Source organism: Rhodococcus sp. IEGM 1354, assembly GCF_030056855.1.
GTDB lineage: Bacteria > Actinomycetota > Actinomycetes > Mycobacteriales > Mycobacteriaceae > Rhodococcoides.
This window is the reverse complement of the sequence record NZ_JASHKT010000007.1, coordinates 149,990-176,477: the sequence shown is the minus strand read 5'-3', so window position 1 is coordinate 176,477 and position 26,488 is coordinate 149,990. Positions and strand designations below refer to the sequence as shown.

Genomic DNA, 26,488 nt, shown 5'->3' with positions numbered 1-26,488 from the left:
TTCAGAATGCCACGCAGCCTGAAGAAAGGCCCGTTCGTAGACGATCACCTCCTCGCGAAGGTTGACGTCCAGAACGACAAGGGAACCAAGCAGGTCATCAAGACCTGGTCCCGTCGATCGACAATCCTGCCCGACTTCATCGGTCACACTTTCGCCGTCCACGACGGTCGCAAGCACGTACCGGTGTTCGTGTCCGACTCCATGGTCGGCCACAAGCTCGGGGAGTTCGCACCGACCCGCACGTTCAAGGGTCACATCAAGGACGACCGGAAGGCGAAGAGGCGATGACCAACTTCACCCCCACCGCCAATCCGACTGCCAAGGCCGTAGCGAAGCACGTTCGCGTCACGCCGATGAAGGCACGTCGCGTCGTGGATCTGGTTCGTGGGCGCTCCGTCGAGGACGCGCTCAACATCCTCAAGTTCGCGCCGCAGGCAGCGAGCGAGCCGGTCGCCAAGGTGATCGCGTCCGCAGCCGCCAACGCCGAGAACAACCTGGATCTCGATCCCAGCACGCTGATCGTCGCTACTGCATTCGTCGACGAGGGCACCACCCTCAAGCGATTCCAGCCGCGTGCTCAGGGCCGGGCATTCCGGATCCGCAAGCGCACCAGCCACATCACGGTGATCGTCGAAAGCCTGCCCAAGACCGGCGGAACGTCTCGTAACCGTCGTAAGGGCCAGGCGTCCAAGGAAGGGGCTCAGTAGTGGGTCAGAAAATCAACCCGCACGGCTTCCGCTTGGGTATCACCACTGACTGGAAGTCGCGTTGGTACGCAGACAAGCAGTACTCGGAGTACGTCAAGGAAGACGTCGAGATCCGCAAGCTCCTCGCCACCGGCATGGAGCGCGCGGGTATCGCCAAGGTCGAGATCGAGCGCACTCGTGACCGTGTTCGCGTGGACATCCACACGGCGCGTCCGGGCATCGTCATCGGTCGCCGTGGTGCCGAGGCCGACCGCATCCGCGGAGCGCTCGAGAAGCTGACCGGCAAGCAGGTTCAGCTCAACATCCTCGAGGTCAAGAACGCCGAGTCCGAGGCTCAGCTCGTGGCCCAGGGTGTTGCCGAGCAGCTCAGCAACCGCGTCGCATTCCGTCGCGCGATGCGTAAGGCCATCCAGTCGGCCATGCGTCAGCCGAACGTCAAGGGCATTCGTGTTCAGTGCTCCGGCCGTCTCGGTGGCGCGGAAATGTCTCGCTCGGAGTTCTACCGCGAGGGACGCGTTCCCCTGCACACGCTCCGTGCCGACATCGACTACGGGCTGTACGAGGCCAAGACCACCTTCGGCCGCATCGGCGTCAAGGTCTGGATCTACAAGGGCGACATCGTCGGCGGACGGCGTGAACTCGCTGCCGCTGCGGCTCCGGCCGCCGGTGCAGACCGTCCCCGTCGTGAGCGTCCCACTCGTCCGCGTCGCAGCGGTGCCTCGGGCACCACGGCGACCAGCACCGAGGCCGGCCGCGCGGCATCCGCAACCGAGGCTCCGGCCTCGACCGAGCCCACTCAGGAGGGCTGACGCATGTTGATCCCCCGCCGGGTCAAGCACCGCAAGCAGCACCACCCGAAGCGTTCGGGTGCCGCCAAGGGCGGAACTCAGGTGACATTCGGTGACTACGGCATTCAGGCTCTCGAGCCCGCCTACATCACCAACCGTCAGATCGAGTCCGCTCGTATCGCGATCACTCGCCACATCAAGCGTGGCGGCAAGGTCTGGATCAACATCTTCCCGGACCGCCCGCTCACGAAGAAGCCTGCCGAGACCCGCATGGGTTCCGGTAAGGGTTCGCCCGAGTGGTGGATCGCGAACGTCAAGCCGGGTCGCGTGCTCTTCGAGCTGTCGTACCCCGACGAGACCATCGCGCGTGAGGCACTGACTCGCGCCATCCACAAGCTGCCCATCAAGGCACGCATCATCACCAGGGAGGAGCAGTTCTGATGGCTACCGGAACCCCAGCCGCAGAGCTCCGCGAGCTCACCGGTGAAGAGCTGGTCACCAAGCTGCGTGAGTCGAAGGAAGAGCTGTTCAACCTTCGTTTCCAGATGGCTACCGGCCAGTTGGACAACAACCGTCGACTGCGCGTGGTGCGCCACGAGATCGCGCGTATCTACACGGTGCTCCGCGAACGTGAGCTCGGCTTGGCCTCTGGTCCTTCCGAGGACACAGCAGGTGACGCAGCATGAGCGAGGAAAACACTGTGACTGAAGAGCGCAACAACCGTAAGGTCCGGATCGGCTACGTCGTATCCGACAAGATGGAAAAGACGATCGTGGTCGAGCTCGAGGACAGGGTCAAGCACCCCCTCTACAGCAAGATCATCCGTCGTACCACCAAGGTCAAGGCACATGACGAGAAGGGCGACGCCGGCGTAGGCGATCGCGTTCAGCTCATGGAGACCCGTCCGCTGTCCGCCACGAAGCACTGGCGACTGGTCGAGGTTCTCGAAAAGGCCAAGTAGAACCTGCACGAAAATGCCCGCCCCCATTCTGGGGGCGGGCATTTGTGCGTTCTGGTCGCGGGCTCATCGGCCCAGCAAGCCGCCCAGCGCCCCGCCGACCCCGGCCTGCTCACCGCCGCCGGTACCGCCGACCAGTCCACCTGGAGGCTGTTCCGACGGCTGCACCACCACGAACCCCTGGCCGGCGAATTCCAGCGTGAACCTCTCTCCGGTCGATCGGCCGATCAACGTGCCGAGCCCGAACGAGTCGTTCTTCTTCACCCTCGTCTGCAGGGAAGACGACCACGCAACAGCGGCCTGCGGGTCGGCGAACGTCGGCTGGTCGACCTTCAGCACGACCGGCACTCCGTCGGTGGTGATGGCGATTCGGCCCCGACCGGTGAACACGCAGTTGAAGAACCCCGCGTTTCCACCCGCAGCGGCACCCTGGACACGCTTGATGTCGTAGCTCAGCGAGGACTCGAACGCGAGGACGTTGGCCCCGTTGATGGTGAGCCCGTCCGTACCGTCGAGATCGATCAGATGAACGTCCTGTGCGGCGTTGGCAAGAAACAAGTCACCCTGGCCCGTCACCTTCATCAGCGGGACGCCTTCGCCGGACAGGGCTTGCTTGAGGGCTCGACCTATACCCCCGGAGCCCTTGGCCTCGAACTGCAGATTGCCCTGGTACGCGACCATCGAGCCGGCCCGAGCCATGATCTCGCCGTTCATGCCGACCCGGCACATCTTGCTGCCCTGTTTCTGAATCCCCGAACCGGGAACTTCGGCGTGGGCGGGAGCGAACAGTTCACTTCTCATGGCCAGGTCTCCTCGATGGACAGGTGAATTCACGATCGCGTCGCTTCGGTGCGAGGGCGGTACCGTCGGTGCCTCGGATGTGGGCGGATCGTCGTCCTCGACGCTGATGCCGAATGCGGTGGCCAGGCCCGCCAACCCGTCGGCGTACCCCTGGCCCACCGCTCGGATCTTCCATTGCTGGTTGCGGCGATAGAACTCCAGGATGACGAGAGCGCTCTCGTCGCCGAGCGCGTCGGCGGTGAATCCCACCATCGCACCGCCCGACGCATCGGAGACTGTCACCGATGTCGGGCCGGCGGCAGCGAACGTTGCCGGACCGCTTCCGTCCAGCGATGCCGCGATGGCGACGGTCTCGATATCGGGTGGAATTGCCGAGGGATCGATCAGGACGAGGTGGCCGGACGGCCCGCGCTGGTACTCGAGGCCCGCGCCCTCGGGCTGGTTGTAGAACACCAGATCCGCGTCCGAACGCACTCGTCCGTCCGGCCCCAACAGCAGCGCGGACACGTCGACCGACGTCGAGGCGGCAAGTGTCACCGTCAGCCGGCCGGTCGGAGCGGGGCAGTTCTCCCCGCGAGCGAGGTTTTTCATCGGATCCAGTGTGCCAGTGTCGACCACGTGCTGTCAGGAACGCGCGAGTTCGATGACTTCTTCCTCGGTCGGCGGGCTCTTCGGATGGTAGGACAGGCAGAGGGGAGTGGCGGTTCGCCGGAACTCTGCGCCCTCGACGGCAGCGTAGAACTGCCCCGCGGGCAGACGGCCGACGTCTGGTACCGAGCCGCCTTTGACGCGGGCCATCTCCTTGGCTGCCTCGACCTGGGACGGGCTGTTGAGCAGTCCGTAGAACTGCGTCGACGCGTTTCCGGCGATGCGGTTGTGCAACCCCTTCGGTGCCTGTGTGGCAAACACGAGACCGAGACCGTACTTACGCGCCTGCGACGCCAGCGCAAGTGTGCTGTGTGTCGCTGCGGTCGTCCGATCGGAGGGGGCGAAGTTCTGCGCCTCGTCCATGACGAACAGTCCGCCGAGCGGCCGGTCACCTGCCGGGTTCTTCTTGATCCAGGAGAACAGGCCCATCTGCAGCTGATTGACGAAGCTCTGCTTCTGCTCGTCGGTGGTCAGGCCCGCAAGATTGATCACCGACACTCTGGCCTTCTTTCCCTCGGCCGGAGTCAACAGCACTGACGGGTCGACCGGGGTGCCCGCCCCGGCGAACATGGGGTCGTTGGCCACGGCAGCCTTCAGATTTTCGGCCAGTCCCTGCGCGATCCGTACGGCATCGCGCAGGTCGCTGGTGTCCTCGGGCAATTCTTCGAGCAGGTCGATGAAGTCCGCCAGCGTGCCGCCCTGTGGGCGTCGACCGAAGAGATCGAGCGCCGACTTCAGCACTGCGCGGCCGTGTTTCGCCTTCTGGGACGTACCCAGGACGCCGGCGGCGGGCTCGAGCGACGCCAATGCGGATTCGACAGAGGAGTCGAATTCGTCGGAATCACCGAGAACGCTGACGAAATCGGGCAGTGGCTGAAAGCTCAGCGGTCGGCCCGCCGACTTGCGGGGCGTCCACACCACGACGTCGGTGTCGCGTAGATACGCCGTCGCCTTGGCCTCGTCGCCCGGCGGCCACGTCCGTTCGTCCTCGGGCCACGCGGTGCCTAGGCGAGCCAGGTCGTTGTTGACGTCCAACACGATCGCCGAAACACCCTGCAGCGCACATTCTTCCACCAGTCGGCGAATCAGTACCGTCTTCCCAGATCCGGAACCCGCGAAGATCGCTGTGTGCTTACGCAGCGCTTCGAGTTGGATTGCGACGTCCGCACCGGTGCTCACTTCCGAACCGGCGACGATCGACGGCCGGCGGCTCGCAATCGGCTCGGCCGCGACGGTGTTCTCGGGTTCGATCAATGCGGTGTCGTCGTCGACGACGCTGACTGCAGGCAACACGGAGGAGAACAGTTCGACCTCGTGTGCGGGCTTGCGTGCGAGCAACCACGACGTGAGAGCGGGGGAGTTCTCGGCGAGGAGCACCGACAGAGCCGCCAAGGCCCTGCGGTCCTCGTCGCCGAGCGGCACGACAATGCCGCCGGCACGTCGCAGAGCGGCGACGGTCTGCTCGGTCTTCGCGCCATTGGGCCACGGGTCGTTTCTGATGAGGATCAGTCGCCGTTTCGGCATGTCTGCTCTGAGGCCGGCCGTGGTCACTGCACGCTCCACACGGGCCAACGCGGCCCTGGCATTGCCGGAGGTGACCGCGCGGAAGCACCAGTGCTCCTCGTCGTCCGTATCGGTGTCGACGGTATGTCGCAGCCTGGCATGCAGGGCAGGCTTGCCGCTCGGAGGTGGGTCCTGGGCAAGGCTGTCGTCCGAGGACTGATGCTCGTGGATCCACGCGGTCAGGCCCGCAGACAGGAGTGCGGGGACGATCGAGTCCTCGCTGTCCGGCTTCAGCGGAATGGAGACGTCGACCTGTTTGCGCAGTTCTGCGTAGCGATCGTCGAGTATGTCGAGTTCGTCGACCCGTGCCTTGGGGAGGTCCTGCGCATCCGCGGGCCCGGACTTGTCCGTGAAACTCTCCAACTCCGACGCGACGCCGGTGTCGAGGCAGTGTCTGATGTGACGGTCGACCGCGATCAGCAGCTGCCGCGGAGTGAAGTCCGGGGCCTGCTCGAATGCGTCGGGTGCCACCGGCCACGTCGGATGCGGCGGGGTGAAACCGGCCTCGAGAAAGCATGCCGCCAGACGTCGTCCCAGTAACAGGCGTCCGATGTCGGACGACGGAATCGGCTTGAGAGGCTGCGTCACTCGGAAGCGGTCGCGCATCGGTGCCACGCCGCGGGCGGCGATCAATTCCCACGCGCTCGACAGTGCCGAGAGAACCGACGCGGTGCGAGGAAGCGTTTCGCGCAGCGACATCAGACCGTGCGCCAGTTGCTCGACGACCTTGTCTTCCTGTGCGTCGGCGAACTCCTGATCCGATCCCGTTCGGGATTGCGCGACCAACGTGTCGATCTGGTCTATCGCGAGAATTGTCGGACCGGTGATGGCCAGCAGCCGTGAGATGTTCTCGGCAATGCCTTGGTGACCGAGCTCGGCCCGGCGGATACCCCAGGGCGAGAATTCTTCGGCATCGACGTCGTCGATCGACTGCAGGTATGCGTCACCGAGATCCTGGACGGCCGAATCGGGGGCGATGGACAGCACCAAGGCGCGCAGCGTGTGCTGCGAGGTACGCCGATGTCGGGGGTGGACCTTGTATACGGCTGTGACGAAGTCGTTCAGCGTCGCGGCGTCGATCATGTTCTCGCCCATGATCTTTGCGCGTTGTTCGTCGGGAATGTCACCGATCGTGCACAAGCGACGCAGCAGAAGTGCGAGTTGGCTGTCGGATCCTTGGCCGGAGGGCCGCATCAGGTCGTCGAGCATCCCCATGAGAGTCGACCGCCAGAAGCCCGCGGCGTCGAGCAGCCTGATCAGGAAGAAGTACCCGCCCTTCTGCTGCACCTCCTCGCGCACCTGCCCCAGCAGATGCGTCTTGCCGGATCCGGCCGGCCCGCGTACGACGACTCCGAGCGGACTGGCGTCATCCGACGTCTCCGCGTCGTCGTAGGCGTTCATCACCTCGAGGAACACCCGCTCGTGCATGCCGGGAACGTGCACGTTGGACTGCGAACGCCACACGTCGTCGGGGGTCGGGGCCCAGCTCAGCCGTACCGATTCCAGAGCCCGGATCTGCTCGTTGTCCGTCATCGTGGAGTTCACGCCCATCATGATTCGATCGAGAGAAGGTGGTTCTGCTGATTACCGACGACGACGGCCGCAGCGCGTTCCTCGTCGGTCAGCGTCTTCTGGTTTTCCTCGGGTATCAGCGAGACGTCCGCCGCGCGTCGCAGCCGTGCAAGAGCATCGTCGAGATCGGCACGAGGGATGTCTCGCAACTCGTTTCGCAAGCGAGACAGCCGAACGGTGCTGCCGGGTTCACGTGCGAGCGACGCGTACGCGGCGCGAATCGAAGCCTCGATGTCGACGGTCTCATCGGCCTTCTCGGACGTGTCGAGGGGTGTGGGCTCGTCTCCACGGGGCGAGAACACATCGGCCGGACGGCTGTCGGTGCGATCCAGCCACCGACGTAGCCCTGCCAACACGGTGAACATGGCCTTGCCTGCGCCTGTCGACCGAGCCGGTGGTTCACCGCCGATGAGCTCGCCGCAGGTGCGCCACCCTTTGTCGGTCAGCTCCAGAGTCATCGGGCGCACCGAAGAATCGACCTCGATCAATCCCGCATTCTTCAGTTTGTCGCGGGAGGGCTTCGATAGTTCGGGGCCCAGTGCCTTGAGGGCGCTGTTCTTCACCGGACTCGCTTCGGCCATCAGGACGAGCAGTACTGCTGCTTCGGTGCCGGTCAGGTCTTCGGTACTCATCGAGGATCCCCCTTCGATCGTCTGCTCGATACTGCCTCGCGGATGGTAGCCACAGCGCGGTGCGGGTCGTCCATCACCTGAGCGTTGGTGAACCGCAACACCATGTACCCGTGTGTCTGCAGCTGGTTGTCGCGCACGCGGTCCTCGGCGAAGCGCTCGGCGGCACGGTGCTCGTCGCCGTCGATTTCCACGATGACTCTCTCGGTGCGCCACAGTACGTCGACTGTGAACGGACGGCTGAGTTCGCCGAGCCGAATCGAGCGATTGTGTTCTCGCCCGGTGGCCCATTCATGCTGGTCCAGCGCTCGATACAGGCGCTTCTCCGGATCGCTCGCCGGGTGTGGGTGTCCGGCGATCGGCGGATAGCTCAGCGGCCGGAAGCGATCGAGGACGGTGCTGACGCCGGCAGGCACAGCGGGTGCGCGCACCGATACGGACGGGAATCTGTCCATGCTCGACGACCCACCGCCGGTGAGCCACACGCCCGCCCGTGCGTGGGCACACAGCCACTCCGCTGCGGTCGATACGAAGTCGGCGTCCACGGCCTCGGGTACGACCAGCACGAGAGCGGCAACGTCGCGGCCGTGAGCTGCCGCGAGAGCTCGCGTCGAACCTGCCGCGCGGGTCTCGACGGTGAACACCGCCCGGCGCACCGGCCGTCCCGAGGAGGCCGACTCGGCCAGAGCCGCCACGTAGGGGCCGAAGTGTGCCGAGTCGGCAGCCAGGCGAACAGCGGACGTGCGAGCGGCACGCCGCTCCAATGTGGAGGTCCCCGCGTTGTGCTCGAACTCGGGGAGCCACAGCGCGGTCGAGTCGACCGCTGCGGTCTCCAGCGCTGTGACCACCATCTCGACCAGGTCTGCAGAACGACGAGATGCCGGCACATCGACAGTGAAGAAGACGATCGCGGGTGCGTCGGCGGGGAGCGGGTTCGCGGATTCGGCGAGCTCGCGTTCGGAAGCCCCCCGAAGTCGAGTCACTCGATCTGCGGGAAGACTCGACCACCAGCCTGCGGTCTCACCGTCCCCGGTCACAGCTGCTCCACGCCCACCCCTGTTGCCCCATTCCCGAACCGTACCGACAGAGTCCGACACGTAGGAGGCGAGCATGTCTCGAGACGAGGATTTGGCTCCTGCGTGGGCGTTCCCCTACACTTGACCGGTTGCCTGTGGCAGCGGTGTGTCTTAGTGCGCCCGCTCTCGGCAGCCGACCGCGCGTGTCGGGACGGAAATCCGGCACGTACGTACATCCAGGTCAAGGAGAAGTTAGTGATTCAGCAGGAGTCGCGAGTACGCGTCGCTGATAACACGGGCGCGAAGGAAATCCTTTGCATCCGCGTTCTCGGTGGTTCGTCACGTCGCTACGCCGGAATCGGCGACATCATCGTAGCTACGGTGAAAGACGCCATTCCCGGTGGAAACATCAAGAAGGGTGAGGTCGTCAAGGCCGTCATCGTCCGCACCGTCAAAGAGCGTCGCCGTCCGGATGGCTCGTACATCCGTTTCGACGAGAACGCTGCGGTGCTGATCAAGCCGGACCACGACCCCCGTGGAACCCGCATCTTCGGCCCGGTCGGCCGCGAGCTGCGTGAGAAGAAGTTCATGAAGATCGTCTCGCTCGCCCCGGAGGTGCTGTAAATGAAGGTGCACAAGGGCGACACCGTTCTCGTGATCGCAGGCAAGGACAAGGGTGCCAAGGGCAAGGTCATTCAGGCCTACCCCGCTGACTCCAAGGTCCTGGTCGAAGGCGTGAACCGCATCAAGAAGCACACCGCGGTCTCTGCCAACCAGCGCGGCGCATCCTCGGGTGGCATCGTCACTCAGGAAGCTCCGATCCACGTATCGAACGTCGCAGTGGTCGACTCGGACGGAAACCCCACTCGCGTGGGCTACCGGACCGACGAAGAATCCGGCAAGCGCGTTCGTGTTTCCCGCAAGAACGGGAAGGACATCTGAGATGACTACCACCGAAAACATCGCGGGCGAACAGCCCCGCCTCAAGGCGCGCTACCGCGCTGAGATCAAAGACGCCCTGAACACCGAGTTTGCATACGAGAACGTCATGCAGATCCCCGGCATCGTCAAGGTCGTCGTCAACATGGGTGTCGGCGACGCCGCCCGTGACGCCAAGCTGATCAACGGCGCAGTTGCAGACCTCGCTGCCATCACCGGCCAGAAGCCGGAGATCCGCAAGGCTCGCAAGTCCATCGCACAGTTCAAGCTGCGCGAAGGAATGCCCATCGGCGCACGCGTCACCCTCCGTGGCGACCGCATGTGGGAGTTCCTCGACCGTCTGGTCTCCATTGCCCTTCCCCGAATCAGGGACTTCCGCGGCCTCTCGGGCACGCAGTTCGACGGCAACGGAAACTACACGTTCGGCCTCAACGAGCAGTCGATGTTCCACGAGATCGACGTGGACAAGATCGATCGTCCGCGCGGCATGGACATCACCGTAGTAACCACCGCAACCAACAACGAAGAAGGCCGCGCGCTGCTCAAGCACCTCGGCTTCCCGTTCAAGGAGAACTGAGTCCATGGCGAAGAAGGCATTGGTCAACAAGGCCAACAAGAAGCCGAAGTTCGCGGTGCGTGCATACACTCGCTGCAACCGCTGCGGCCGTCCCCATTCCGTGTTCCGCAAGTTCGGCCTCTGCCGTATCTGCGTGCGCGAGATGGCACACGCCGGAGAGCTTCCCGGAGTTCGCAAGAGCTCCTGGTGATCTGAAGCCCCCGGGCTTCGTTACACCACCACACCGACGGGCGTGGGTTCCATACGGAACCCACGCCCGTTCGGCGTTCGAACAATCGGGCCGCCCGGTACTTCGGACATAGTTTCCCTCGTGACCATCTGTCGATTTCGGCGTCGAGAGCCGGCGACAGGCTTACGCTGCATCGACGAAGACGTTCGGAACCGGTTGCACGGACCGCGGAGGTCACCATGGCAGACGTAGCGCGCGAGCAAGTGGACGCACGGACGAAGGAACCCGAGCTCAAACGGGTACTCGGCCCCGGGCTGCTGCTTCTGTTCATCGTCGGAGACATTCTGGGGGCGGGCGTGTACGCCGTGACCGGCGACATGATCGAGAACGTCGGCGGGATCGCCTGGGTACCCTTCGTTCTCGCGTTCGTGGTGGCCACATTGACGGCATTCTCGTACCTCGAACTGGTCACCAAGTATCCGCAGGCCGCCGGCGCTGCGCTGTACACCCACAAGGCCTTCGGAATCCACTTCGCCACCTTCATCGTGGCGTTCGCGGTGATCTGCTCGGGTATCACCAGTGCCGCGACCTCGTCCAACGTCGTCGCCGGCAATCTTCTGGCTGGGCTTCACGAAACCTTCAGTGACGCGGACGGTCTCGGCTGGTTCGATGTTCCGACGGGCTCCACCTCTCAACTCGTCGTCGCCCTGCTCTTCATGGGCTTTCTCGCGGCGATCAATCTGCGCGGCGTCGGCGAGTCGGTGAAGTTCAACGTGGTGCTGACCGCGATCGAGATGGCGGCGCTGGCAATCGTCATTGTCATCGGATTCGTGGCAGTAGGGCAGGGGAGCGCCGAGGGGGACATCGGCAATCTCGTTGTCTTCGAGGATCAGAACGCGAAGGGGGCATTCATCGCGGTCACCATAGCGACGACCATCGCGTTCTTCGCGATGGTCGGTTTCGAGGATTCGGTCAACATGGTGGAGGAAACCAAGGAACCACAGAAGATCTTTCCGAAGACGATGTTGTCCGGTCTTGCCGTCGCCTGTCTGATCTATGTACTGGTCGTCGTCGCAGTCATCGCGGTGCTGCCGTTGAACTACGACTCGGGTAGCGAGGGAATTCTGCTGCACGTGGTGCGCACCGGCGCACCGGGTCTCCCGATCGACGAGATCTTCCCGTACATGACTGTCTTTGCTGTGGCGAACACTGCGTTGATCAATATGTTGATGGCCAGTCGGTGCATATACGGTTTGGCCAGGCAGAACGTGCTGCCTGCTGGACTGGGTGCAGTCCTGCCCGGTCGTCGCTCTCCGTGGGCGGCAATCGCTTTCACTACCGCAATGGCAGTGGGCCTTATCGTCGTCGTCAATCGGTTGTCCGGGAACTCGGTGGTGAGCGCCCTGTCGGGCACTACGGGGCTGCTCCTGCTCGGCGTGTTCTCGGTGGTGAACGTCGCGTGCCTGGTGCTCAAACAGCGCGCGGACAAGACGTTCTTCCGAGCACCGGTGTGGATTCCGGTGACCGGAGCGGCGCTCTGCTTGTTTCTCGTCGGACCCTGGGCCAGAACCGATGCCCAGATGATTCAGTACAAAATTGCCGGTGCCATGTTGCTGATCGGTGTCGTCCTGTGGGTAGTGACGTACGCGGTGAACCGGGCCACCGGGCAGAAGCCGCCACGCGTCGATCCCGAACGACTCGAGGCGGACTGAATGCGGGTGAAGCCGAACCTGTGGTCGTACTCGACATGCGCGGACGGGATCTCACACCGTGCCAACGAGCACTACCACGATCGATTTTGAGAATGGCACCCGGTTCCCTACACTAGAGCGGTTGCCCGGGCTTCGTCGTGCCTGCACGCGAGTCCTTGCAATACAGAACGCAACCTCGAGTTCTCCGTACGTCAGCATTGAACATGCGGAAGCTCGTAACACCTGGCAGTGCAGCGATGCATTGCTTGGAGCGCAACCCCTGACCGGCAACAGTCGGTCAGGACATGTTCACTTCGCTGTAGGCCCACGATGTGACGAGCCAGGCCCGATGGGTTCTCCGGAACCCCAAGGCACCAGCCCGCGCGTGCTGCATGGGAACCGCTGCGAGAAAGGTGCACAGGTCACACCATGACGATGACCGATCCAATTGCAGACTTCTTGACCCGTCTGCGCAACGCCAACTCGGCGTACCACGACGAGGTGACGCTTCCCCACTCGAAGCTCAAGGCGAACATCGCCGAGATCCTCAAGCGCGAGGGCTACATCTCCGATTACCGCACGGAAGACGCCGAGGTGGGCAAGACCCTCATCGTCGATCTGAAGTACGGCCCGAGCCGTGAGCGCAGCCTCGCCGGCGTGCGACGCGTCTCCAAGCCCGGTCTCCGGGTGTACGCAAAATCCACCAATCTGCCCAAGGTTCTCGGCGGCCTGGGCGTGGCGATCATCTCCACGTCCACTGGTCTGCTCACGGAGCGTCAGGCTGCCAAGCAGGGTGTGGGCGGAGAAGTCCTCGCCTACGTCTGGTAGGGGAGGCCACACCATGTCACGTATTGGAAAATTGCCGGTCGCAGTCCCCGCTGGCGTCGATATCACCATCGACGGCCAGGACGTTGCGGTCAAGGGCCCCAAGGGTGCCCTGAGCCTGACAGTCGCCGAGCCCATCAAGATCGCCCGCGCCGACGACGGCACCATCGCCGTCACTCGGCCCGACGACGAGCGTAAGAGCCGCTCGCTGCATGGTCTCTCGCGCACTCTCGTCGCGAACCTCATCACCGGTGTCACCAACGGTTACACCACCAAGATGGAGATTCACGGCGTCGGTTACCGCGTCGTACTCAAGGGCAAGGACCTCGAGTTCGCACTCGGTTACAGCCATCCCGTGCTGATCGAAGCACCCGAGGGCATCACGTTCACGGTCGAGTCGCCCACGCGATTCACCGTTGTCGGCATCGACAAGCAGAAGGTCGGTCAGATCTCTGCCAACATTCGTCGTCTGCGGCGTCCGGACCCGTACAAGGGCAAGGGCATCCGCTACGAGGGTGAAGTGATCCGCCGCAAGGTCGGAAAGACGGGTAAGTGATATGAGCCAGCAAACAGCAGACAAGGCGAACGTCGTCAAGCGCACACCGCGCGGCACCGACGTCTCGACGAAGCGTCGCCTGTCGAAGGCACGTCGTCACTTCCGCCTTCGCAAGAAGATCTCCGGAACGCCCGAGCGTCCGCGCTTGGTCGTCAACCGGTCCTCGCGTCACATCCACGTGCAGTTGATCGACGACCTGGCGGGCCACACGCTGGCCAGCGCGTCGAGCATCGAAGCCGATGTGCGCGCACTCGAGGGCGACAAGAAGGCCGTCAGCGCGAAGGTCGGCGAGCTCATCGCCAGCCGTGCGAAGGCAGCCGGCGTCGAGGCAGTCGTGTTCGACCGCGGCGGCAACAACTACAGCGGCCGCATCGCGGCACTCGCAGACGCTGCCCGCGAAGGCGGGTTGACGTTCTGATGATGACAATGACTGACAACGGAAGGACAGCCTGATGCCGGGACGTCAACGGCGTGACGGCGGAAGCGGCCCCGCCGGACAGAACAGTGGCCCCAACGCAGGTGGCGACAACAACCAGCGCGGCGACAACCGCGGTGGTGGCGGTCGCGATCGTCGTGACAACGGCCGTGGCGGCAACGCTGCGGACAAGTCGAACTTCATCGAGAAGGTCGTCACGATCAACCGCGTCTCCAAGGTGGTCAAGGGTGGTCGACGCTTCAGCTTCACCGCCCTCGTCATCGTCGGTGACGGCAACGGACTGGTCGGCGTCGGCTACGGCAAGGCCAAGGAAGTTCCCGCGGCCATCCAGAAGGGTGTCGAGGAGGCTCGCAAGAGCTTCTTCCGCGTCCCGATGATCGCCGGCACCATCACCCACCCCATCCAGGGCGAAGCCGCTGCCGGCGTCGTCATGTTGCGTCCGGCCAGTGCCGGTACCGGCGTCATCGCCGGTGGTGCTGTTCGCGCAGTGCTGGAGTGCGCCGGTGTCCACGACGTGCTGTCGAAGTCGCTCGGTAGCGACAACGCCATCAACGTCGTGCACGCGACCGTCGCAGCCCTCAAGGGTCTGCAGCGTCCCGAGGAAGTTGCGGCTCGCCGCGGCCTGACCCTCGAAGAGGTTGCACCCGCCGGAATGCTGCGCGCACGCGCACAGGCAGGAGCGGTGAAGTAATGGCTCAGCTGAAGGTCACTCAGATCAAGAGCACCATCGGCCAGAAGGCGAACCAGCGTGACAGCCTGCGTACTCTCGGGCTCAAGGGCATCCGCCAGACGGTCGTCCGCGAGGACAACCCGCAGAACCGCGGACTGGTCAACACGGTGCGCCACCTCGTAACTGTTGAGGAGGTCTAACCATGACCATCAAACTGCACCACCTGCGCCCCGCAGCCGGATCCAAGTCGACGAAGATTCGCGTCGGCCGTGGTGAAGGTGGCAAGCGCGGCAAGACCGCAGGTCGCGGTACCAAGGGAACCGGCGCACGCAAGAACGTGCCGGCACGCTTCGAGGGTGGCCAGATGCCCCTCCACATGCGGCTCCCGAAGCTCAAGGGCTTCACCAACCGCAACCGTGTCGTGTTCCAGGTCGTGAACCTGCGCGACATCGAGCGCCTGTTCCCCGAGGGTGGTCAGATCGGTATCCCCGAGCTGATCGCCAAGGGAGCTGTTCGCAAGAACGAGCTCGTCAAGGTTCTCGGAGACGGAAACCTCACCGTGAAGGTCGATATCTCGGCCAACAAGTTCACGGGCTCCGCCAAGGAAAAGATCGCCGCTGCCGGCGGTTCTGCAACCGAGGTATGAGCGTTGCTTCGATGTGCTGAGTAGCAGCGCGTCGAGCAGCAGTTCGTGACGATGGCCGCAGCCACAGCTCTCGCAGCTGAGCTGCGGCCATCGTTGCCTACACGGAATGTCGTGTGTGTCGACCGATCGGCCAGGGTCCAACACTGACCGTCGGTCCGTTCTATGCGCACTGTTAGAGTTCTAGAGTTCAGAGAAGTTCGTATCGATGCGGTCGACGCATGTCGTCCGCAGTCCATGCTCGTGAGGCTCACGGGAGCATCAGTCGCTCCCGATGAAGCATTCGCGGCGTCAACGCAGTCGTGCCAGGAGGATCTTTGCTTTCCGCCTTCGTGTCGGCCCTCAGGACTCCTGACCTGAGACGGAAGATCCTCTTCACGCTCGGTCTGGTGGCCCTGTATCGCTTCGGTGCAACACTGCCGTCGCCGGGTGTCGACTACGCCAATGTCCGAGCATGCATCGACCAGGTCTCCGGTGGAGACTCGGCAGGCATCTACTCGTTGATCAACTTGTTCTCCGGTGGAGCGCTCCTTCAGCTCTCGGTGTTCGCGATCGGCATCATGCCGTACATCACCGCCAGCATCATCGTGCAGCTGCTCACCGTCGTCATCCCCAAGTTCGAGGAACTCCGCAAGGAGGGACAGTCGGGCCAGGCCAAGATGACGCAGTACACGCGTTACCTGTCGATCGCACTGGCCATCCTGCAGGCGACCGGCCTGGTGGCCCTCGCTTCTCGCGGCCAGTTGCTCCAGGGATGTCAGCAGGACATCATCGCCGACCAGTCCATCTTCGGGCTCGTCATCATCGTGCTGGTCATGACTGCAGGCGCAGCCGTCGTGATGTGGTTCGGCGAGGTCATCACCGAGCGCGGTGTCGGCAACGGAATGTCGCTGCTGATCTTCGCCGGAATCGCCTCGCGCATCCCGTCCGAGGGCAACTCGATTCTCGAGAGCCGCGGCGGGTTGGTCTTCGGGTTCGTCTGCTTCGCAGCGTTCCTCATCATCACCGGTGTGGTCTTCGTCGAGCAGGGTCAGCGCCGAATCCCCGTCCAGTACGCCAAGCGCATGGTCGGCCGGAAGATGTACGGCGGCTCGTCCACGTATCTGCCGCTCAAGGTCAACCAGGCCGGCGTCATCCCGGTGATCTTCGCGTCCTCGCTCCTCTACCTACCCAATCTCATCGCCCAGCTCACGTCCGCCAGCACCGCAACCGATCCGAGCTGGTGGCAGCGGATCATCAACGAGTACCTGGTGAACCCGGCGAACCCGGTGTACATCGCTATCTTCTTCGGGCTGATCGTCTTCTTCACGTACTTCTACGTGGCGATCACGTTCAACCCCGAAGAGCGGGCCGACGAGATGAAGAAGTTCGGTGGATTCATCCCGGGCATCCGACCGGGTAAGCCGACAGCCGATTACCTCAACTACGTTCTCAGTCGCATCACGCTGCCCGGTGCGGTGTACCTGGGCACCATCGCGGTGCTTCCCAACCTGTTCCTCGACATCGGCAGTTCGGGCGGAGCACAAAACCTTCCGTTCGGTGGTACCGCCGTGTTGATCATGGTCAGCGTGGGCCTCGACACCGTGAAGCAGATCGAAAGCCAGCTGATGCAGCGTAACTACGAAGGGTTCCTCAAGTGAGACTTGTTCTGCTCGGTCCCCCCGGTGCCGGCAAAGGCACTCAGGCCGTCCTCCTCTCCGAGAAGCTGGGCGTGCCACACATCTCGACAGGCGATCTCTTTCGCGCCAACATCGGCGAGAAGACCCCGCTCGGATTGGAAGCGAAGAAGTACCTCGACGCGGGCGACCTCGTGCCGAGCGAGCTCACCGTGGACATGGTGCGCAGTCGACTCGCCGAGCCCGACGCCGTCAACGGATTCCTGCTCGACGGTTTCCCGCGTTCGGTCGGCCAGGCCGAAGCTCTGGTCGACATCCTCTCCGACCTGAACGCGCAGCTCGATGCAGTGCTGTCCTTCGTCGTCGACGAGGACGTCGTCGTCGATCGCATGCTGGCGCGCGGCCGTGAGGACGACAAAGAGGACGTCATTCGCAATCGCCTCAAGGTGTACCGCGACGAGACGGCACCGCTGTTGGACTACTACTCCGACAAGCTGGTCACCGTCGATGCGATCGGTGAGGTGGACGAAGTCAACGCCCGCGCGCTGAAGTCCATCGAGGACCACGGCAAGTAATGGCGTTCGGCCGTAAACGAAAAGTCGTCCCGTTCAAGAGCGCCGGTGAGCTCGACGCGATGGCGGCAGCCGGTGCCGTGGTAGGTGCCGCTCTCGTCGCCGTACGAGATGCAGCCAAGCCCGGAGTCTCGACGCTCGAACTCGACCGAGTTGCCGAGGCGGTCATCCGTGATGCCGGTGCGGTGCCCTCTTTCCTGGGGTACCACGGATTCACCGGCAGCATCTGCTCGTCCGTGAACGACCGCGTGGTGCACGGCATTCCGTCGGCGGACGAGTTGTTGGTCGCCGGGGATCTCGTGTCCATCGACTGCGGTGCCGTTCTGGACGGCTGGCACGGAGATTCGGCGTGGACGTTCGGCGTCGGCGACATCATCGAGGCCGATGCGTTGCTGAGCGATGCGACGAGGCTTTCCATGGAGGCCGGGATCGCAGCGATGATCCCCGGCAATCGTCTGACCGATATTTCCCACGCCATCGAGTCTGGTACGCACGCGGCCGAGGATGCTCACGGTCGCAAATACGGAATCGTCGACGGGTACGGCGGCCACGGAATCGGCCGCGAAATGCATATGGACCCGTTCCTCGCGAACGAGGGCGCGCCGGGCAAAGGCCCGGAGCTCGTGGTGGGTTCCACGCTGGCCATCGAACCGATGTTGACGCTCGGTACCTACGAGACCGACATTCTCGACGACGGGTGGACAGTGGTGACCACCGATGGTTCACGCGCGGCGCACTGGGAACATACGGTCGCGGTGACCGAGGACGGCCCGCGCATCCTGACGGTTCGGCCTCGCTAGAACTACCAGGTCGACACTTACCAGGTGAGTGACGAGTAACGAAGGCCCCCTCGGATGAGTCCGAGGTGGGCGGCCGTCAGGCGCAGCCAGAGGCGAGTCGGCATCCGCGTCAGCGCGGTCGGCAGCAATGGGTTTCGTACCGCGAGCGCGAGGAGCGCCACGGAAACCGTGCGGATTCGGAACGGCGGGCATCCGGTAGCCCGATACATTCCGCGGACGTGGGCCGATCCGTATCCCAGTGCCCCGGCTTGTCTCCAATTGTCCCGGTAGCCGGTGCGCAATCGATATTCGACCAGTGGCTCGGCTATGAAGTGCAGGCGGGCACCCGATTGCTGTGCGCGCCATGAGAATTCCATGTCCTCGCTGGCATGGACGAACTCGAGCATGCCACCGAGATCCCGGTAGGTGGACGCGCGGCACGCCATACTCGCCCCGATGACGAAGGGGCGAAACGGCGATTTGCCCTGATCCGAAGGTGGTGCGAACGGAACTGCAGCGCGCGTCGCTTCGGAGTTCAGCGACTCGGTGCTCAGGCCGGTTCCCACGAGGTCGTACCGGTCCAGTTCGGCGGTGATGCGCCGCAGCCATGTCGGGTGGACGACGTCGTCGGCATCGCAGAAGGCCAGAAGTGGGCCCTCGGCTGCTTCCGCTCCACGATTGCGCGCATGCGACGCGCCTGGGGTGCCGGACGAATCGACGTACTTCAGATTCAAGTCGGCCCGTAGCGCGTGGTCTTCCACGAACTCTCGCACTCCGTCCGTGGAGCCGTTGTCGCTGACGACGACCTCGAACGGGCCGGCGTAGTCCTGGTGCGCGAGCGCGCGTAGTTGCTCGTCGAGCAGATCTCTGGCGTTGTGTACGGGAATGATCACGGAGACGGCTGGGCCGCGGCCGGACGGGCTGGAACTCAAGAGGGCACCTTGCGGGCTCGGTGGCTGAACGATGGCGGGCGGACGAAAGGTTAGCTCAGTTAATCGAACGTCGCCATCCGGCGTGTTTCGCGCCCGCTTCGCGCGCATTTGGCCAGATGTGTCTTTGCCGGTAACATAGATCGACGGTGCGCCCTGCGTACCGGATGTTCGCATGCCTCGAGGGCTGTGCGGCCGTCCGGCGATAGCCCGACTCGGTTCCGAGGAGTCGGTCAGTGGGCATCACGGTAACGGAAACAGATGCAATCAACCAGGTGTGAGAGCCAGGATCGCGGAGGATATGGCCAAGAAAGACGGTGCTATCGAGGTAGAGGGCCGAGTTGTCGAACCGCTGCCCAATGCGATGTTTCGCATTGAGCTCGAAAACGGCCACAAGGTACTCGCCCACATCAGCGGAAAGATGCGTCAGCACTACATCCGCATCCTTCCCGAGGATCGCGTCGTGGTAGAGCTTTCGCCCTACGACCTCACGCGTGGACGCATCGTTTACCGCTACAAGTAAGAGCTTCCTCGGCCATGTCCGGTCGGGGAGAACCATGCTCGGTCCGCTGCTCGCAGCGGGTCCGAGCTACACACAGGAGATCAACGACGTGAAGGTTCAGCCGAGCGTCAAGAAGATCTGCGAGAAGTGCAAGGTGATTCGTCGTAACGGACGCGTCATGGTGATCTGCGACAACCTGCGTCACAAGCAGCGTCAGGGATAACCACCGAGCATCACGCACGTCGGCTTGGCAACAGCTAGAAGATGACCTCCCAGCACCAACCGCAACACACGCGTTGCGGCAGACCCCCGGCACGGAGGCCGGGGCCCCACTGAGTTTGTTGAAAGACGCTTCCCACCCCAGCGGTGAGAAGGACACAGGGGACGGACTGGGAGCAGACCTCCGGACAAGAAAAGGAAATGCCACATGGCACGTCTCGCAGGTGTGGATCTGCCGCGCGAAAAGCGCATGGAGATCGCACTGACTTACATCTACGGCGTCGGCCGTACCCGCTCCAAGGAAATTCTCGCAGCAACGGGCGTCAGCCCCGACCTGCGCAGCAAGGATCTCGGCGACGACGATCTGCGCAAGCTCAGCGATTACATCAACGAGTCCCTCAAGGTCGAGGGCGATCTGCGCCGCGAGGTGCAGGCCGACATCCGACGCAAGATCGAAATCGGCTGCTACCAGGGTCTTCGCCACCGTCGTGGTCTGCCCGTCCGTGGACAGCGCACCAAGACCAATGCGCGTACCCGTAAGGGACCCAAGCGCACCATTGCCGGCAAGAAGAAGGCGAAGTAATGCCCCCCAAAGCACGCGGTACCGGTCCGAAGAAGGCGCAGAAGACGCGTCGCAGGGACAAGAAGAACGTCCCGCACGGATCTGCGCACATCAAGAGCACGTTCAACAACACGATCGTGTCGATCACCGACCCCGCCGGAAACGTCATCTCGTGGGCATCCTCGGGACACGTGGGCTTCAAGGGCTCGCGCAAGTCGACTCCGTTCGCCGCACAGCTCGCAGCCGAGAACGCTGCGCGCAAGGCTCAGGAGCACGGCGTCAAGAAGGTCGACGTGTTCGTCAAGGGTCCCGGCTCCGGCCGTGAGACCGCGATCCGCTCACTTCAGGCCGCAGGCCTCGAGGTCGGCACCATCTCCGATGTCACCCCTCAGCCGCACAACGGCTGCCGTCCGCCCAAGCGGCGTCGGGTCTAGCGGGAAGGAAAGGTTTAGAAAATGGCACGTTATACCGGTCCTATCACCCGCAAGTCGCGTCGTCTGCGCGTCGACCTCGTCGGAGGCGACCAGGCGTTCGAGCGTCGTCCCTACCCGCCCGGCCAGCACGGTCGCGCGCGGATCAAGGAGAGCGAGTACCTGCTCCAGCTGCAGGAGAAGCAGAAGGCTCGCTTCACCTACGGCGTCATGGAGAAGCAGTTCCGTCTGTACTACAAGGAAGCCAACAGGGCCGCCGGCAAGACCGGTGAGAACCTGCTGACCATCCTCGAGACTCGCCTCGACAACGTCGTCTACCGTGCGGGTCTCGCACGTACGCGTCGTCAGGCACGCCAGCTGGTCACCCATGGCCACTTCCTCGTGAACAACAAGCGAGTGGACATCCCCAGCTACCGCGTCTCGCAGTACGACATCATCGATGTCCGCGAGAAGTCCGCGCAGACCCTGCCGATCCAGATCGCTCGTGAGAGCTACGGCGATCGTCCGGTGGCTCCCTGGCTGCAGGTCGTCCCCAACCGTCTTCGCATCCTGGTTCACCGGGTGCCGGAGCGCGCACAGATCGATGTGCCGCTCCAGGAGCAGCTCATCGTCGAGTACTACTCGAAGTAAGGCGCAGCACGCATGTGAGTCTCCCCGTGAGGCTCACATGCGTCTTCGCCTCCACACGTGGGCGTCAAATAGCGGACGCCCGTACAGGAGGAACACAGAATGCTCATTTCACAGCGCCCGACGCTGACCGAAGAGGTCATCGCCGACAACCGCTCGAAATTCGTCATCGAGCCGCTCGAGCCCGGCTTCGGTTACACACTCGGCAACTCGCTCCGCCGCACCCTGCTGTCGTCGATCCCCGGCGCTGCTGTCACCAGCATCCGTATCGACGGCGTCCTCCACGAATTCACCACCGTTCCCGGAGTCAAGGAAGATGTCACCGACATCATCCTGAACCTCAAGGGACTCGTAGTGAGCTCCGAAGAGGACGAACCGGTCACCATGTACGTCCGCAAGCAGGGCCCCGGCGCTGTCACCGCGGGCGACATCGTGCCTCCGGCCGGCGTCACGGTGAACAATCCGGATCTGCACATCGCGACCCTGAACGACAAGGGCAAGTTGGAGATCGAGCTCGTCGTCGAGCGCGGTCGCGGCTACGTCCCCGCCGTTCAGAACAAGGCATCGGGTGCCGAGATCGGCCGTATTCCGGTCGACTCGATCTACTCACCCGTGCTCAAGGTCACCTACAAGGTGGAGGCCACCCGCGTCGAACAGCGCACCGACTTCGATCGGCTCGTTCTCGACGTGGAGACCAAGAATTCCATCACCGCGCGGGACGCGCTCGCTTCGGCGGGCAAGACCCTGGTTGAGCTCTTCGGCCTCGCCCGTGAGCTGAACGTCGAAGCAGAAGGCATCGAGATCGGACCCTCGCCCGCCGAGGCCGATCACATCGCATCCTTCGGACTCCCCATCGAGGATCTGGACCTGACGGTTCGTTCCTACAACTGCCTCAAGCGCGAGGGTGTTCACACCGTCGGTGAGCTGGTTGGTCGTACCGAGTCCGATCTGCTCGACATCCGTAACTTCGGGCAGAAGTCCATCGACGAGGTGAAGGTCAAGCTGCACTCGCTCGGCCTTTCCCTCAAGGACAGCCCCGCGTCGTTCGATCCGAGCACCGTGCCTGGCTACGACGCCACCACGGGCACGTGGAGTGACACCGACGCAGGCTCCTTCGGCGACACCGAAGGCGCCGAGCAGGACTACGCCGAGACAGAACAGCTGTAATCAGCTCGCTGGAGCTCTTACTAGGAGATTCATCATGCCCAAGCCCACCAAGGGCCGCCGTCTCGGCGGGTCGGCGTCACACCAGAAGGCCATCCTGGCCAACCTGGCGACGTCACTCTTCGAGCACGGCCGCATCACCACCACCGAGTCGAAGGCCAAGCGCCTTCGTCCCCACGCCGAGAAGCTCGTCACCCACGCCAAAAAGGGTGATCTGGCCCATCGTCGTGAGGTTCTCAAGACGATCAACAACAAAGATGTCGTGCACAAGCTCTTCGCTGAGATCGGGCCTTTCTTCGCCGATCGCGACGGTGGCTACACGCGCATCATCAAGACCGTCCCCCGCAAGGGTGACAACTCGCCGATGGCCATCATCGAGCTCGTCAACGAGCAGACGGTGTCCAACGAAGCCGACCGCGCACGTCGCGTGAAGGCATCGAAGGCTGCTCCCTCCGCAACCGAGGACACGGCAGACGAGAACGTCGTCGAGGCTGTCGAAGCCGACGCGACCGACGCCGAGGTGGCCAACGCCGACGCAGTCATCGAAGGCATCGAGGACAACGACGCTCACGCGTCGGACGCCCCCGAGGCCGAGGATGCGAAGAAGGACTAGTCCTTTTGAGTTTCGAGCACGACCGGAGCGGGCCCGCCATTTCCTCAGGAGATGGCGGGCCCGCTTTGTCGGTTCCCGCCAGATATCGGCTCGACATCTCGTACGACGGCACGAACTTCTCCGGCTGGGCTCGGCAACCCGGTATCCGAACCGTGTGTGGCGTGCTAGAGGAAGCCTTCTCCACGGTGCTCCGCCAGCCGGTCGAGCTGACGGTGGCCGGTCGAACCGACGCCGGAGTGCACGCGACCGGTCAGGTGGCACATTTCGACGCCGTGGGTGTGCCGGACAATCACGACCGGCTGATTCGAAGAATGGCGCGCTTCCTTCCCGCCGACGTCCGGGTTCGTGCGATCACGGAGGTCTCGCCCGAATTCGACGCTCGGTTCTCGGCGTATCGCCGTCACTACGAGTACCGATTCGGCACAGCGCTCTACGGTGTCGATCCATTGGATGTCGCGGGGGTCGTGTCCTGGCCTCGGCCCATCGATTTGGACGCAGTTCGCGAGGCATCACAGGCACTGATAGGACTTCACGACTTCGCTGCGTTCTGCAAGAGGCGTGACGGTGCCACGACGGTGCGGGAACTGCAGCGGTTCGACTGGGAACGCGAGGGGGATCGATTGACCGCGTACGTCAGCGCCGATGCATTCTGCTGGTCGATGGTGCGCAGTCTGGTCGGGGCGATGCAGGCCGTCGGTGAAGGACGACGAACCCCCGAGTGGGCACGTTCTCTGCTCGGTCGTCGAGTACGTGCGAGCGAGGTGGCGGTGGCCCCGGCCCACGGACTTGCCTTGGTGCGGGTCGACTATCCACCCGCCGACATGTTGGCCGCGCGCAATGCTGCCACCCGGGAGACTCGGCCGGCAATCGTCGGCGACGAATGTTGTGGAGGAGAAGGATGAGCGACGATCGCGCTGGGTCCGGGGCCGAATCGATGCAGCCGATACGTCTTGCGGTGGTCACCGGCAGCGTTCGGGAGGGGCGGGTGGGCCCCACCGTCGCAGCCTGGGTGCGGAGCGTGGCGTCGGCGCGCGACTCCTTCAGGGTGGTGGATGTCGATCTCGCGGACTTCGATCTTCCGAACAGCCTGACGTCGAGCGAGGACTCCGAACGTTTCACCCGCATAGTGGGCCAGGCCGACGCGTTCGTCCTCGTAACTCCCGAATACAACCACGCCGTGCCCGGCTCGCTGAAGACCGCGCTCGACACGGTGAAGTACGAATGGCGTTCCAAGCCAGTCGGATTCGTTTCCTATGGCGGTCTTGCGGGTGGTGTGCGAGCGACCGAGCAACTGCGCCTCATCGCCGCAGAGCTGCACATGGTGTCGGTGCGAGATTCGGTGTCACTCCATCGCGTGCGTCGGCGTTTCGACGAGGCCGGTGGCGTCGACGATCCCGCTGCGGTCGACTCCTTGGGGCGATTGCTCGACCAACTCGAGTGGTGGGCCGGCGCAGTGTCGAGCGCGCGGGCGCGCGTTCCGTACCCCGGCTGACCATTTCAGACTCGGACGGCGGGTCGAAGACTTCTCGGGCGACCGATGTACGCCGTTTCCTGCGGAATGGTCACCAGCGTGAGTTCGATGTCTATCGGACCCGAACGCACGCGAATTCGATCACCCGACGCACGCGGCTGAACGATCGACAGCGTCGCTGAGAATCTCTGTCGGGCCGGCTCGGGTGCCGCCGGATCGTGCGGCGGTTCGTGCTCGGTCAGCGAGATCACGGTGACGCCGGGAACAGACTGGTGATCGCGCGAGATGGAGCCGTCTGCGAAGTCGACCACGACGACGTCGTACGAGGGCCGCACCCGGGTGTGGTCGCTGTCGACCAGAAACCGGTCGGGTTCTCCGAGAGCGTCGCGGAGGGCTCCCCAGGCGTGCGGTCGGTCCGTTCTGACTACAACTCGCGCTCCGATCGCCACGGCTCGGAACAGAAGCTGTTGGGCGAGGTAGAGCTCGCCCACAATGCTGACCCGCGACAAGTTCGCCCCGAAGATCCGCACCGCCACACCGTTTCCGTTCGCGTCCGATCCCAGTAGTTGGCCGCAACCACTCACCGGGAACGCCCAGGCTTGCACTGCGGAGGTCGAGAGGGTTCCGACCGGCATCACTGCCGAATGTGCTGCCACGGCCAGCGGCAACTGAGCGAGAATGCCGTCTCGTTGACGTCCGGCCATCGAGGTCAATGAAGCAACATCGGGTCTCGGGATTGCCTCTCGCGCAGCGAATCTGCACGACGCACGAACGCGGACGCGGCTCGGCTCGTCGGTGGGGCGTAGGTGAACGGAGATGGTCGTACCCAGCGACGGTATCGCCCACAGGGCCGAAAGATCCTCGGCAGTGATTGTGCTGCAATCGATTCCGTAGCCCGTACTCGCGACGCCGGGCAATGGGGCGTAGGACCACACCTGAGTCAGGTCGTCGGTGCCGACACCTCGGCTCAGGTGCAATGCCGCGGCCCGTAGTTCTGCGGCCGTCGACAGCCGTGTGGACAGTCCATGAGATTCCAAGGCCCGTGCAACGCGGAGGGCTGCAACGACCGCGGTTCGGGCCGCCCCCGTTCGGCCGGTGCCCCTCGCCGCCATCGCCCGGGCGTTGCCGCGCACGTCCAGAGTGACGGATACCCACACCGTGCGCTGCGCGACGGCGGGCAACGGGCCGATGAGACCCTCGTACACGTCGGTGGTCACCGAACCGTCGGCGGTTCGAAAGCCGAGCGCGACGATGTCGATTGCGGCAACCTCGACGTCGTGCTGATGGAAGCACGACGTCAACGCCTCGATGGGCAGCGTGTGTCGTGTGTCGGCTCGCGTTCGCGCCAGCACCGTCGTGTCGTGCTCTGGTGCGAGAATCTCCACGGTGCACGTGACGGTGTCGCGCTGCCAGTGCACGCCGACGGGCCGGCCGTCCGGATCGACATGTTCTGTTGTCACCCCGACGGCGGGGACTCGGCCGGATCCGAAGCGTAGAGCGACGACCAGCCAGTCGGCGATCGACGTCCGCCGAAAGGCGAGGAAAGGCACGAGCGACACCGCCGCTGCGGCGGTGAGCGTCCACTCCATGGGCACGTCGGCCGCGAACAGAGCGAGAGTCGTTGTCACAGCGGCAGTTTCGACCGCGAGGAACCTTCGAACAGTCGGCACGGCGAACGACACGACCGACGTGCGTCGTCGTCTCCTCGAACGCGTCATCACACAGCCTCCCCCCGAAGGTCGCAGCCCGATCGATCGTCGCCGATGCGGTCGCCGATGGGTGCGGGGGAACTGTACTGTGTCGCGTGACCCGATG

General features: G+C 63.9%; 35 protein-coding genes. 29 read left to right on the top strand and 6 right to left on the bottom strand.

Going from position 1 to position 26,488, the window contains the following annotated elements:
• Nucleotides 1-6 precede the first annotated feature (6 nt).
• Genes rpsS through rpsQ form a run of 6 tightly spaced genes read left to right on the top strand, consistent with a single transcriptional unit; the run spans nt 7 to nt 2,456 of the window.
• Entirely contained in the window at nt 7-288 is a 282-nt protein-coding gene (gene rpsS, locus QM588_RS17230) for a 30S ribosomal protein S19 (protein WP_008718309.1), read from the top strand.
• Nucleotides 285-707 (top strand): 50S ribosomal protein L22, encoded by a 423-nt coding sequence (rplV, locus tag QM588_RS17225; protein ID WP_027496311.1) that lies wholly within the window; start codon nt 285-287, stop codon nt 705-707. Before rpsS ends, rplV begins: the two co-directional genes overlap by 4 nt.
• The gene (gene rpsC, locus QM588_RS17220) at nt 707-1,516 is read left to right on the top strand and encodes a 30S ribosomal protein S3 (protein WP_027496312.1); all 810 of its coding nucleotides are present in this window, start codon (nt 707-709) and stop codon (nt 1,514-1,516) included. Before rplV ends, rpsC begins: the two co-directional genes overlap by 1 nt.
• Nucleotides 1,517-1,519: 3 nt before the next feature.
• On the top strand, nt 1,520-1,936 hold the full coding sequence (gene rplP / locus QM588_RS17215) for a 50S ribosomal protein L16 (RefSeq protein ID WP_027496313.1): 417 nt from the start codon (nt 1,520-1,522) through the stop codon (nt 1,934-1,936).
• Entirely contained in the window at nt 1,936-2,181 is a 246-nt protein-coding gene (gene rpmC / locus QM588_RS17210) for a 50S ribosomal protein L29 (RefSeq protein ID WP_032376634.1), read from the top strand. The genes rplP and rpmC overlap by 1 nt, the downstream gene beginning before the upstream one ends.
• A complete protein-coding gene (gene rpsQ, locus QM588_RS17205) occupies nt 2,178-2,456 on the top strand; it encodes a 30S ribosomal protein S17 (RefSeq protein WP_032376635.1) in 279 nt (92 codons plus the stop codon). The genes rpmC and rpsQ overlap by 4 nt, the downstream gene beginning before the upstream one ends.
• A gap of 63 nt (nt 2,457-2,519) precedes the next feature.
• On the opposite strand, the gene QM588_RS17200 is transcribed toward rpsQ, so the two are convergent.
• From QM588_RS17200 to QM588_RS17185, 4 genes are read right to left on the bottom strand one after another with little or no spacing between them, the layout of a single operon-like run.
• Complete coding sequence (locus tag QM588_RS17200) at nt 2,520-3,845, bottom strand: AIM24 family protein (protein WP_283315091.1); 1,326 nt, start codon at nt 3,843-3,845, stop codon at nt 2,520-2,522.
• 33 nt (nt 3,846-3,878) lie between these two features.
• Nucleotides 3,879-6,998 (bottom strand): helicase HerA domain-containing protein, encoded by a 3,120-nt coding sequence (locus tag QM588_RS17195; protein WP_283315289.1) that lies wholly within the window; start codon nt 6,996-6,998, stop codon nt 3,879-3,881.
• A gap of 17 nt (nt 6,999-7,015) precedes the next feature.
• On the bottom strand, nt 7,016-7,669 hold the full coding sequence (locus tag QM588_RS17190; RefSeq protein WP_283315089.1) for a hypothetical protein: 654 nt from the start codon (nt 7,667-7,669) through the stop codon (nt 7,016-7,018).
• The gene (locus QM588_RS17185) at nt 7,666-8,703 is read right to left on the bottom strand and encodes an endonuclease domain-containing protein (protein ID WP_283315087.1); all 1,038 of its coding nucleotides are present in this window, start codon (nt 8,701-8,703) and stop codon (nt 7,666-7,668) included. The genes QM588_RS17190 and QM588_RS17185 overlap by 4 nt, the downstream gene beginning before the upstream one ends.
• 234 nt (nt 8,704-8,937) lie before the next feature.
• On the opposite strand from QM588_RS17185, the gene rplN reads away from it, so the two are divergent.
• From rplN to map, 14 genes are all read left to right on the top strand, one after another.
• The gene (gene rplN, locus QM588_RS17180; RefSeq protein WP_027496320.1) at nt 8,938-9,306 is read left to right on the top strand and encodes a 50S ribosomal protein L14; all 369 of its coding nucleotides are present in this window, start codon (nt 8,938-8,940) and stop codon (nt 9,304-9,306) included.
• A complete protein-coding gene (gene rplX / locus QM588_RS17175; protein ID WP_008718278.1) occupies nt 9,307-9,624 on the top strand; it encodes a 50S ribosomal protein L24 in 318 nt (105 codons plus the stop codon). It begins immediately after the preceding gene.
• A 1-nt stretch (nt 9,625) separates the two neighbouring features.
• On the top strand, nt 9,626-10,198 hold the full coding sequence (gene rplE / locus QM588_RS17170) for a 50S ribosomal protein L5 (protein WP_008718275.1): 573 nt from the start codon (nt 9,626-9,628) through the stop codon (nt 10,196-10,198).
• Nucleotides 10,199-10,202: 4 nt separating this feature from the next.
• Entirely contained in the window at nt 10,203-10,388 is a 186-nt protein-coding gene (locus QM588_RS17165) for a type Z 30S ribosomal protein S14 (RefSeq protein ID WP_008718273.1), read from the top strand.
• A gap of 218 nt (nt 10,389-10,606) precedes the next feature.
• The gene (locus QM588_RS17160) at nt 10,607-12,079 is read left to right on the top strand and encodes an APC family permease (RefSeq protein ID WP_283315084.1); all 1,473 of its coding nucleotides are present in this window, start codon (nt 10,607-10,609) and stop codon (nt 12,077-12,079) included.
• Between the two features lie 408 nt (nt 12,080-12,487).
• Nucleotides 12,488-12,886: a 30S ribosomal protein S8 gene (gene rpsH, locus QM588_RS17155; protein WP_283315082.1), complete on the top strand. Its 399-nt coding sequence runs from the start codon at nt 12,488-12,490 to the stop codon at nt 12,884-12,886.
• A 13-nt stretch (nt 12,887-12,899) separates the two neighbouring features.
• A complete protein-coding gene (gene rplF / locus QM588_RS17150; RefSeq protein WP_027496323.1) occupies nt 12,900-13,439 on the top strand; it encodes a 50S ribosomal protein L6 in 540 nt (179 codons plus the stop codon).
• Nucleotide 13,440: 1 nt separating this feature from the next.
• Entirely contained in the window at nt 13,441-13,857 is a 417-nt protein-coding gene (rplR, locus tag QM588_RS17145; protein WP_032365631.1) for a 50S ribosomal protein L18, read from the top strand.
• A 34-nt stretch (nt 13,858-13,891) separates the two neighbouring features.
• Nucleotides 13,892-14,566, top strand: coding sequence for a 30S ribosomal protein S5 (gene rpsE / locus QM588_RS17140; RefSeq protein WP_032365630.1), 675 nt, complete (start codon nt 13,892-13,894; stop codon nt 14,564-14,566).
• The gene (rpmD, locus tag QM588_RS17135) at nt 14,566-14,745 is read left to right on the top strand and encodes a 50S ribosomal protein L30 (RefSeq protein WP_008718256.1); all 180 of its coding nucleotides are present in this window, start codon (nt 14,566-14,568) and stop codon (nt 14,743-14,745) included. Before rpsE ends, rpmD begins: the two co-directional genes overlap by 1 nt.
• 2 nt (nt 14,746-14,747) lie before the next feature.
• Nucleotides 14,748-15,191 (top strand): 50S ribosomal protein L15, encoded by a 444-nt coding sequence (rplO, locus tag QM588_RS17130; RefSeq protein ID WP_027496326.1) that lies wholly within the window; start codon nt 14,748-14,750, stop codon nt 15,189-15,191.
• A 314-nt stretch (nt 15,192-15,505) separates the two neighbouring features.
• Complete coding sequence (secY, locus tag QM588_RS17125) at nt 15,506-16,828, top strand: preprotein translocase subunit SecY (RefSeq protein WP_027496327.1); 1,323 nt, start codon at nt 15,506-15,508, stop codon at nt 16,826-16,828.
• Nucleotides 16,825-17,379 (top strand): adenylate kinase, encoded by a 555-nt coding sequence (locus QM588_RS17120; RefSeq protein ID WP_283315078.1) that lies wholly within the window; start codon nt 16,825-16,827, stop codon nt 17,377-17,379. The genes secY and QM588_RS17120 overlap by 4 nt, the downstream gene beginning before the upstream one ends.
• Nucleotides 17,379-18,176, top strand: a complete 798-nt coding sequence (gene map, locus QM588_RS17115; RefSeq protein WP_027496329.1) for a type I methionyl aminopeptidase — start codon at nt 17,379-17,381, stop codon at nt 18,174-18,176. Before QM588_RS17120 ends, map begins: the two co-directional genes overlap by 1 nt.
• A 17-nt stretch (nt 18,177-18,193) precedes the next feature.
• On the opposite strand, the gene QM588_RS17110 is transcribed toward map, so the two are convergent.
• A complete protein-coding gene (locus QM588_RS17110) occupies nt 18,194-19,087 on the bottom strand; it encodes a glycosyltransferase (protein ID WP_283315076.1) in 894 nt (297 codons plus the stop codon).
• 298 nt (nt 19,088-19,385) lie between these two features.
• Between QM588_RS17110 and infA the strand changes: the two genes are divergently transcribed.
• The 9 genes from infA to QM588_RS17065 all read left to right on the top strand — a co-directional run bounded on the left by infA (nt 19,386) and on the right by QM588_RS17065 (nt 24,694).
• The gene (gene infA, locus QM588_RS17105) at nt 19,386-19,607 is read left to right on the top strand and encodes a translation initiation factor IF-1 (RefSeq protein WP_005140011.1); all 222 of its coding nucleotides are present in this window, start codon (nt 19,386-19,388) and stop codon (nt 19,605-19,607) included.
• Between the two features lie 88 nt (nt 19,608-19,695).
• Entirely contained in the window at nt 19,696-19,809 is a 114-nt protein-coding gene (gene rpmJ, locus QM588_RS17100; protein ID WP_025347279.1) for a 50S ribosomal protein L36, read from the top strand.
• Nucleotides 19,810-20,013: 204 nt separating this feature from the next.
• Nucleotides 20,014-20,388: a 30S ribosomal protein S13 gene (rpsM, locus tag QM588_RS17095; protein ID WP_027496330.1), complete on the top strand. Its 375-nt coding sequence runs from the start codon at nt 20,014-20,016 to the stop codon at nt 20,386-20,388.
• On the top strand, nt 20,388-20,801 hold the full coding sequence (gene rpsK / locus QM588_RS17090) for a 30S ribosomal protein S11 (RefSeq protein WP_027496331.1): 414 nt from the start codon (nt 20,388-20,390) through the stop codon (nt 20,799-20,801). The genes rpsM and rpsK overlap by 1 nt, the downstream gene beginning before the upstream one ends.
• A gap of 21 nt (nt 20,802-20,822) precedes the next feature.
• On the top strand, nt 20,823-21,428 hold the full coding sequence (gene rpsD, locus QM588_RS17085) for a 30S ribosomal protein S4 (protein WP_008718223.1): 606 nt from the start codon (nt 20,823-20,825) through the stop codon (nt 21,426-21,428).
• 99 nt (nt 21,429-21,527) lie between these two features.
• Nucleotides 21,528-22,592 carry a DNA-directed RNA polymerase subunit alpha gene (locus QM588_RS17080; protein ID WP_027496332.1) on the top strand — a complete coding sequence of 355 codons (1,065 nt, stop codon included), beginning with the start codon at nt 21,528-21,530 and terminating at the stop codon, nt 22,590-22,592.
• Nucleotides 22,593-22,626: 34 nt separating this feature from the next.
• The gene (gene rplQ, locus QM588_RS17075; protein ID WP_283315072.1) at nt 22,627-23,202 is read left to right on the top strand and encodes a 50S ribosomal protein L17; all 576 of its coding nucleotides are present in this window, start codon (nt 22,627-22,629) and stop codon (nt 23,200-23,202) included.
• A 5-nt stretch (nt 23,203-23,207) separates the two neighbouring features.
• Entirely contained in the window at nt 23,208-24,104 is an 897-nt protein-coding gene (gene truA, locus QM588_RS17070) for a tRNA pseudouridine(38-40) synthase TruA (protein WP_283315071.1), read from the top strand.
• Nucleotides 24,101-24,694, top strand: coding sequence for an NADPH-dependent FMN reductase (locus tag QM588_RS17065; RefSeq protein ID WP_283315070.1), 594 nt, complete (start codon nt 24,101-24,103; stop codon nt 24,692-24,694). Before truA ends, QM588_RS17065 begins: the two co-directional genes overlap by 4 nt.
• Nucleotides 24,695-24,699: 5 nt before the next feature.
• On the opposite strand, the gene eccE is transcribed toward QM588_RS17065, so the two are convergent.
• On the bottom strand, nt 24,700-26,391 hold the full coding sequence (eccE, locus tag QM588_RS17060; protein WP_283315069.1) for a type VII secretion protein EccE: 1,692 nt from the start codon (nt 26,389-26,391) through the stop codon (nt 24,700-24,702).
• Nucleotides 26,392-26,488 lie beyond the last annotated feature (97 nt).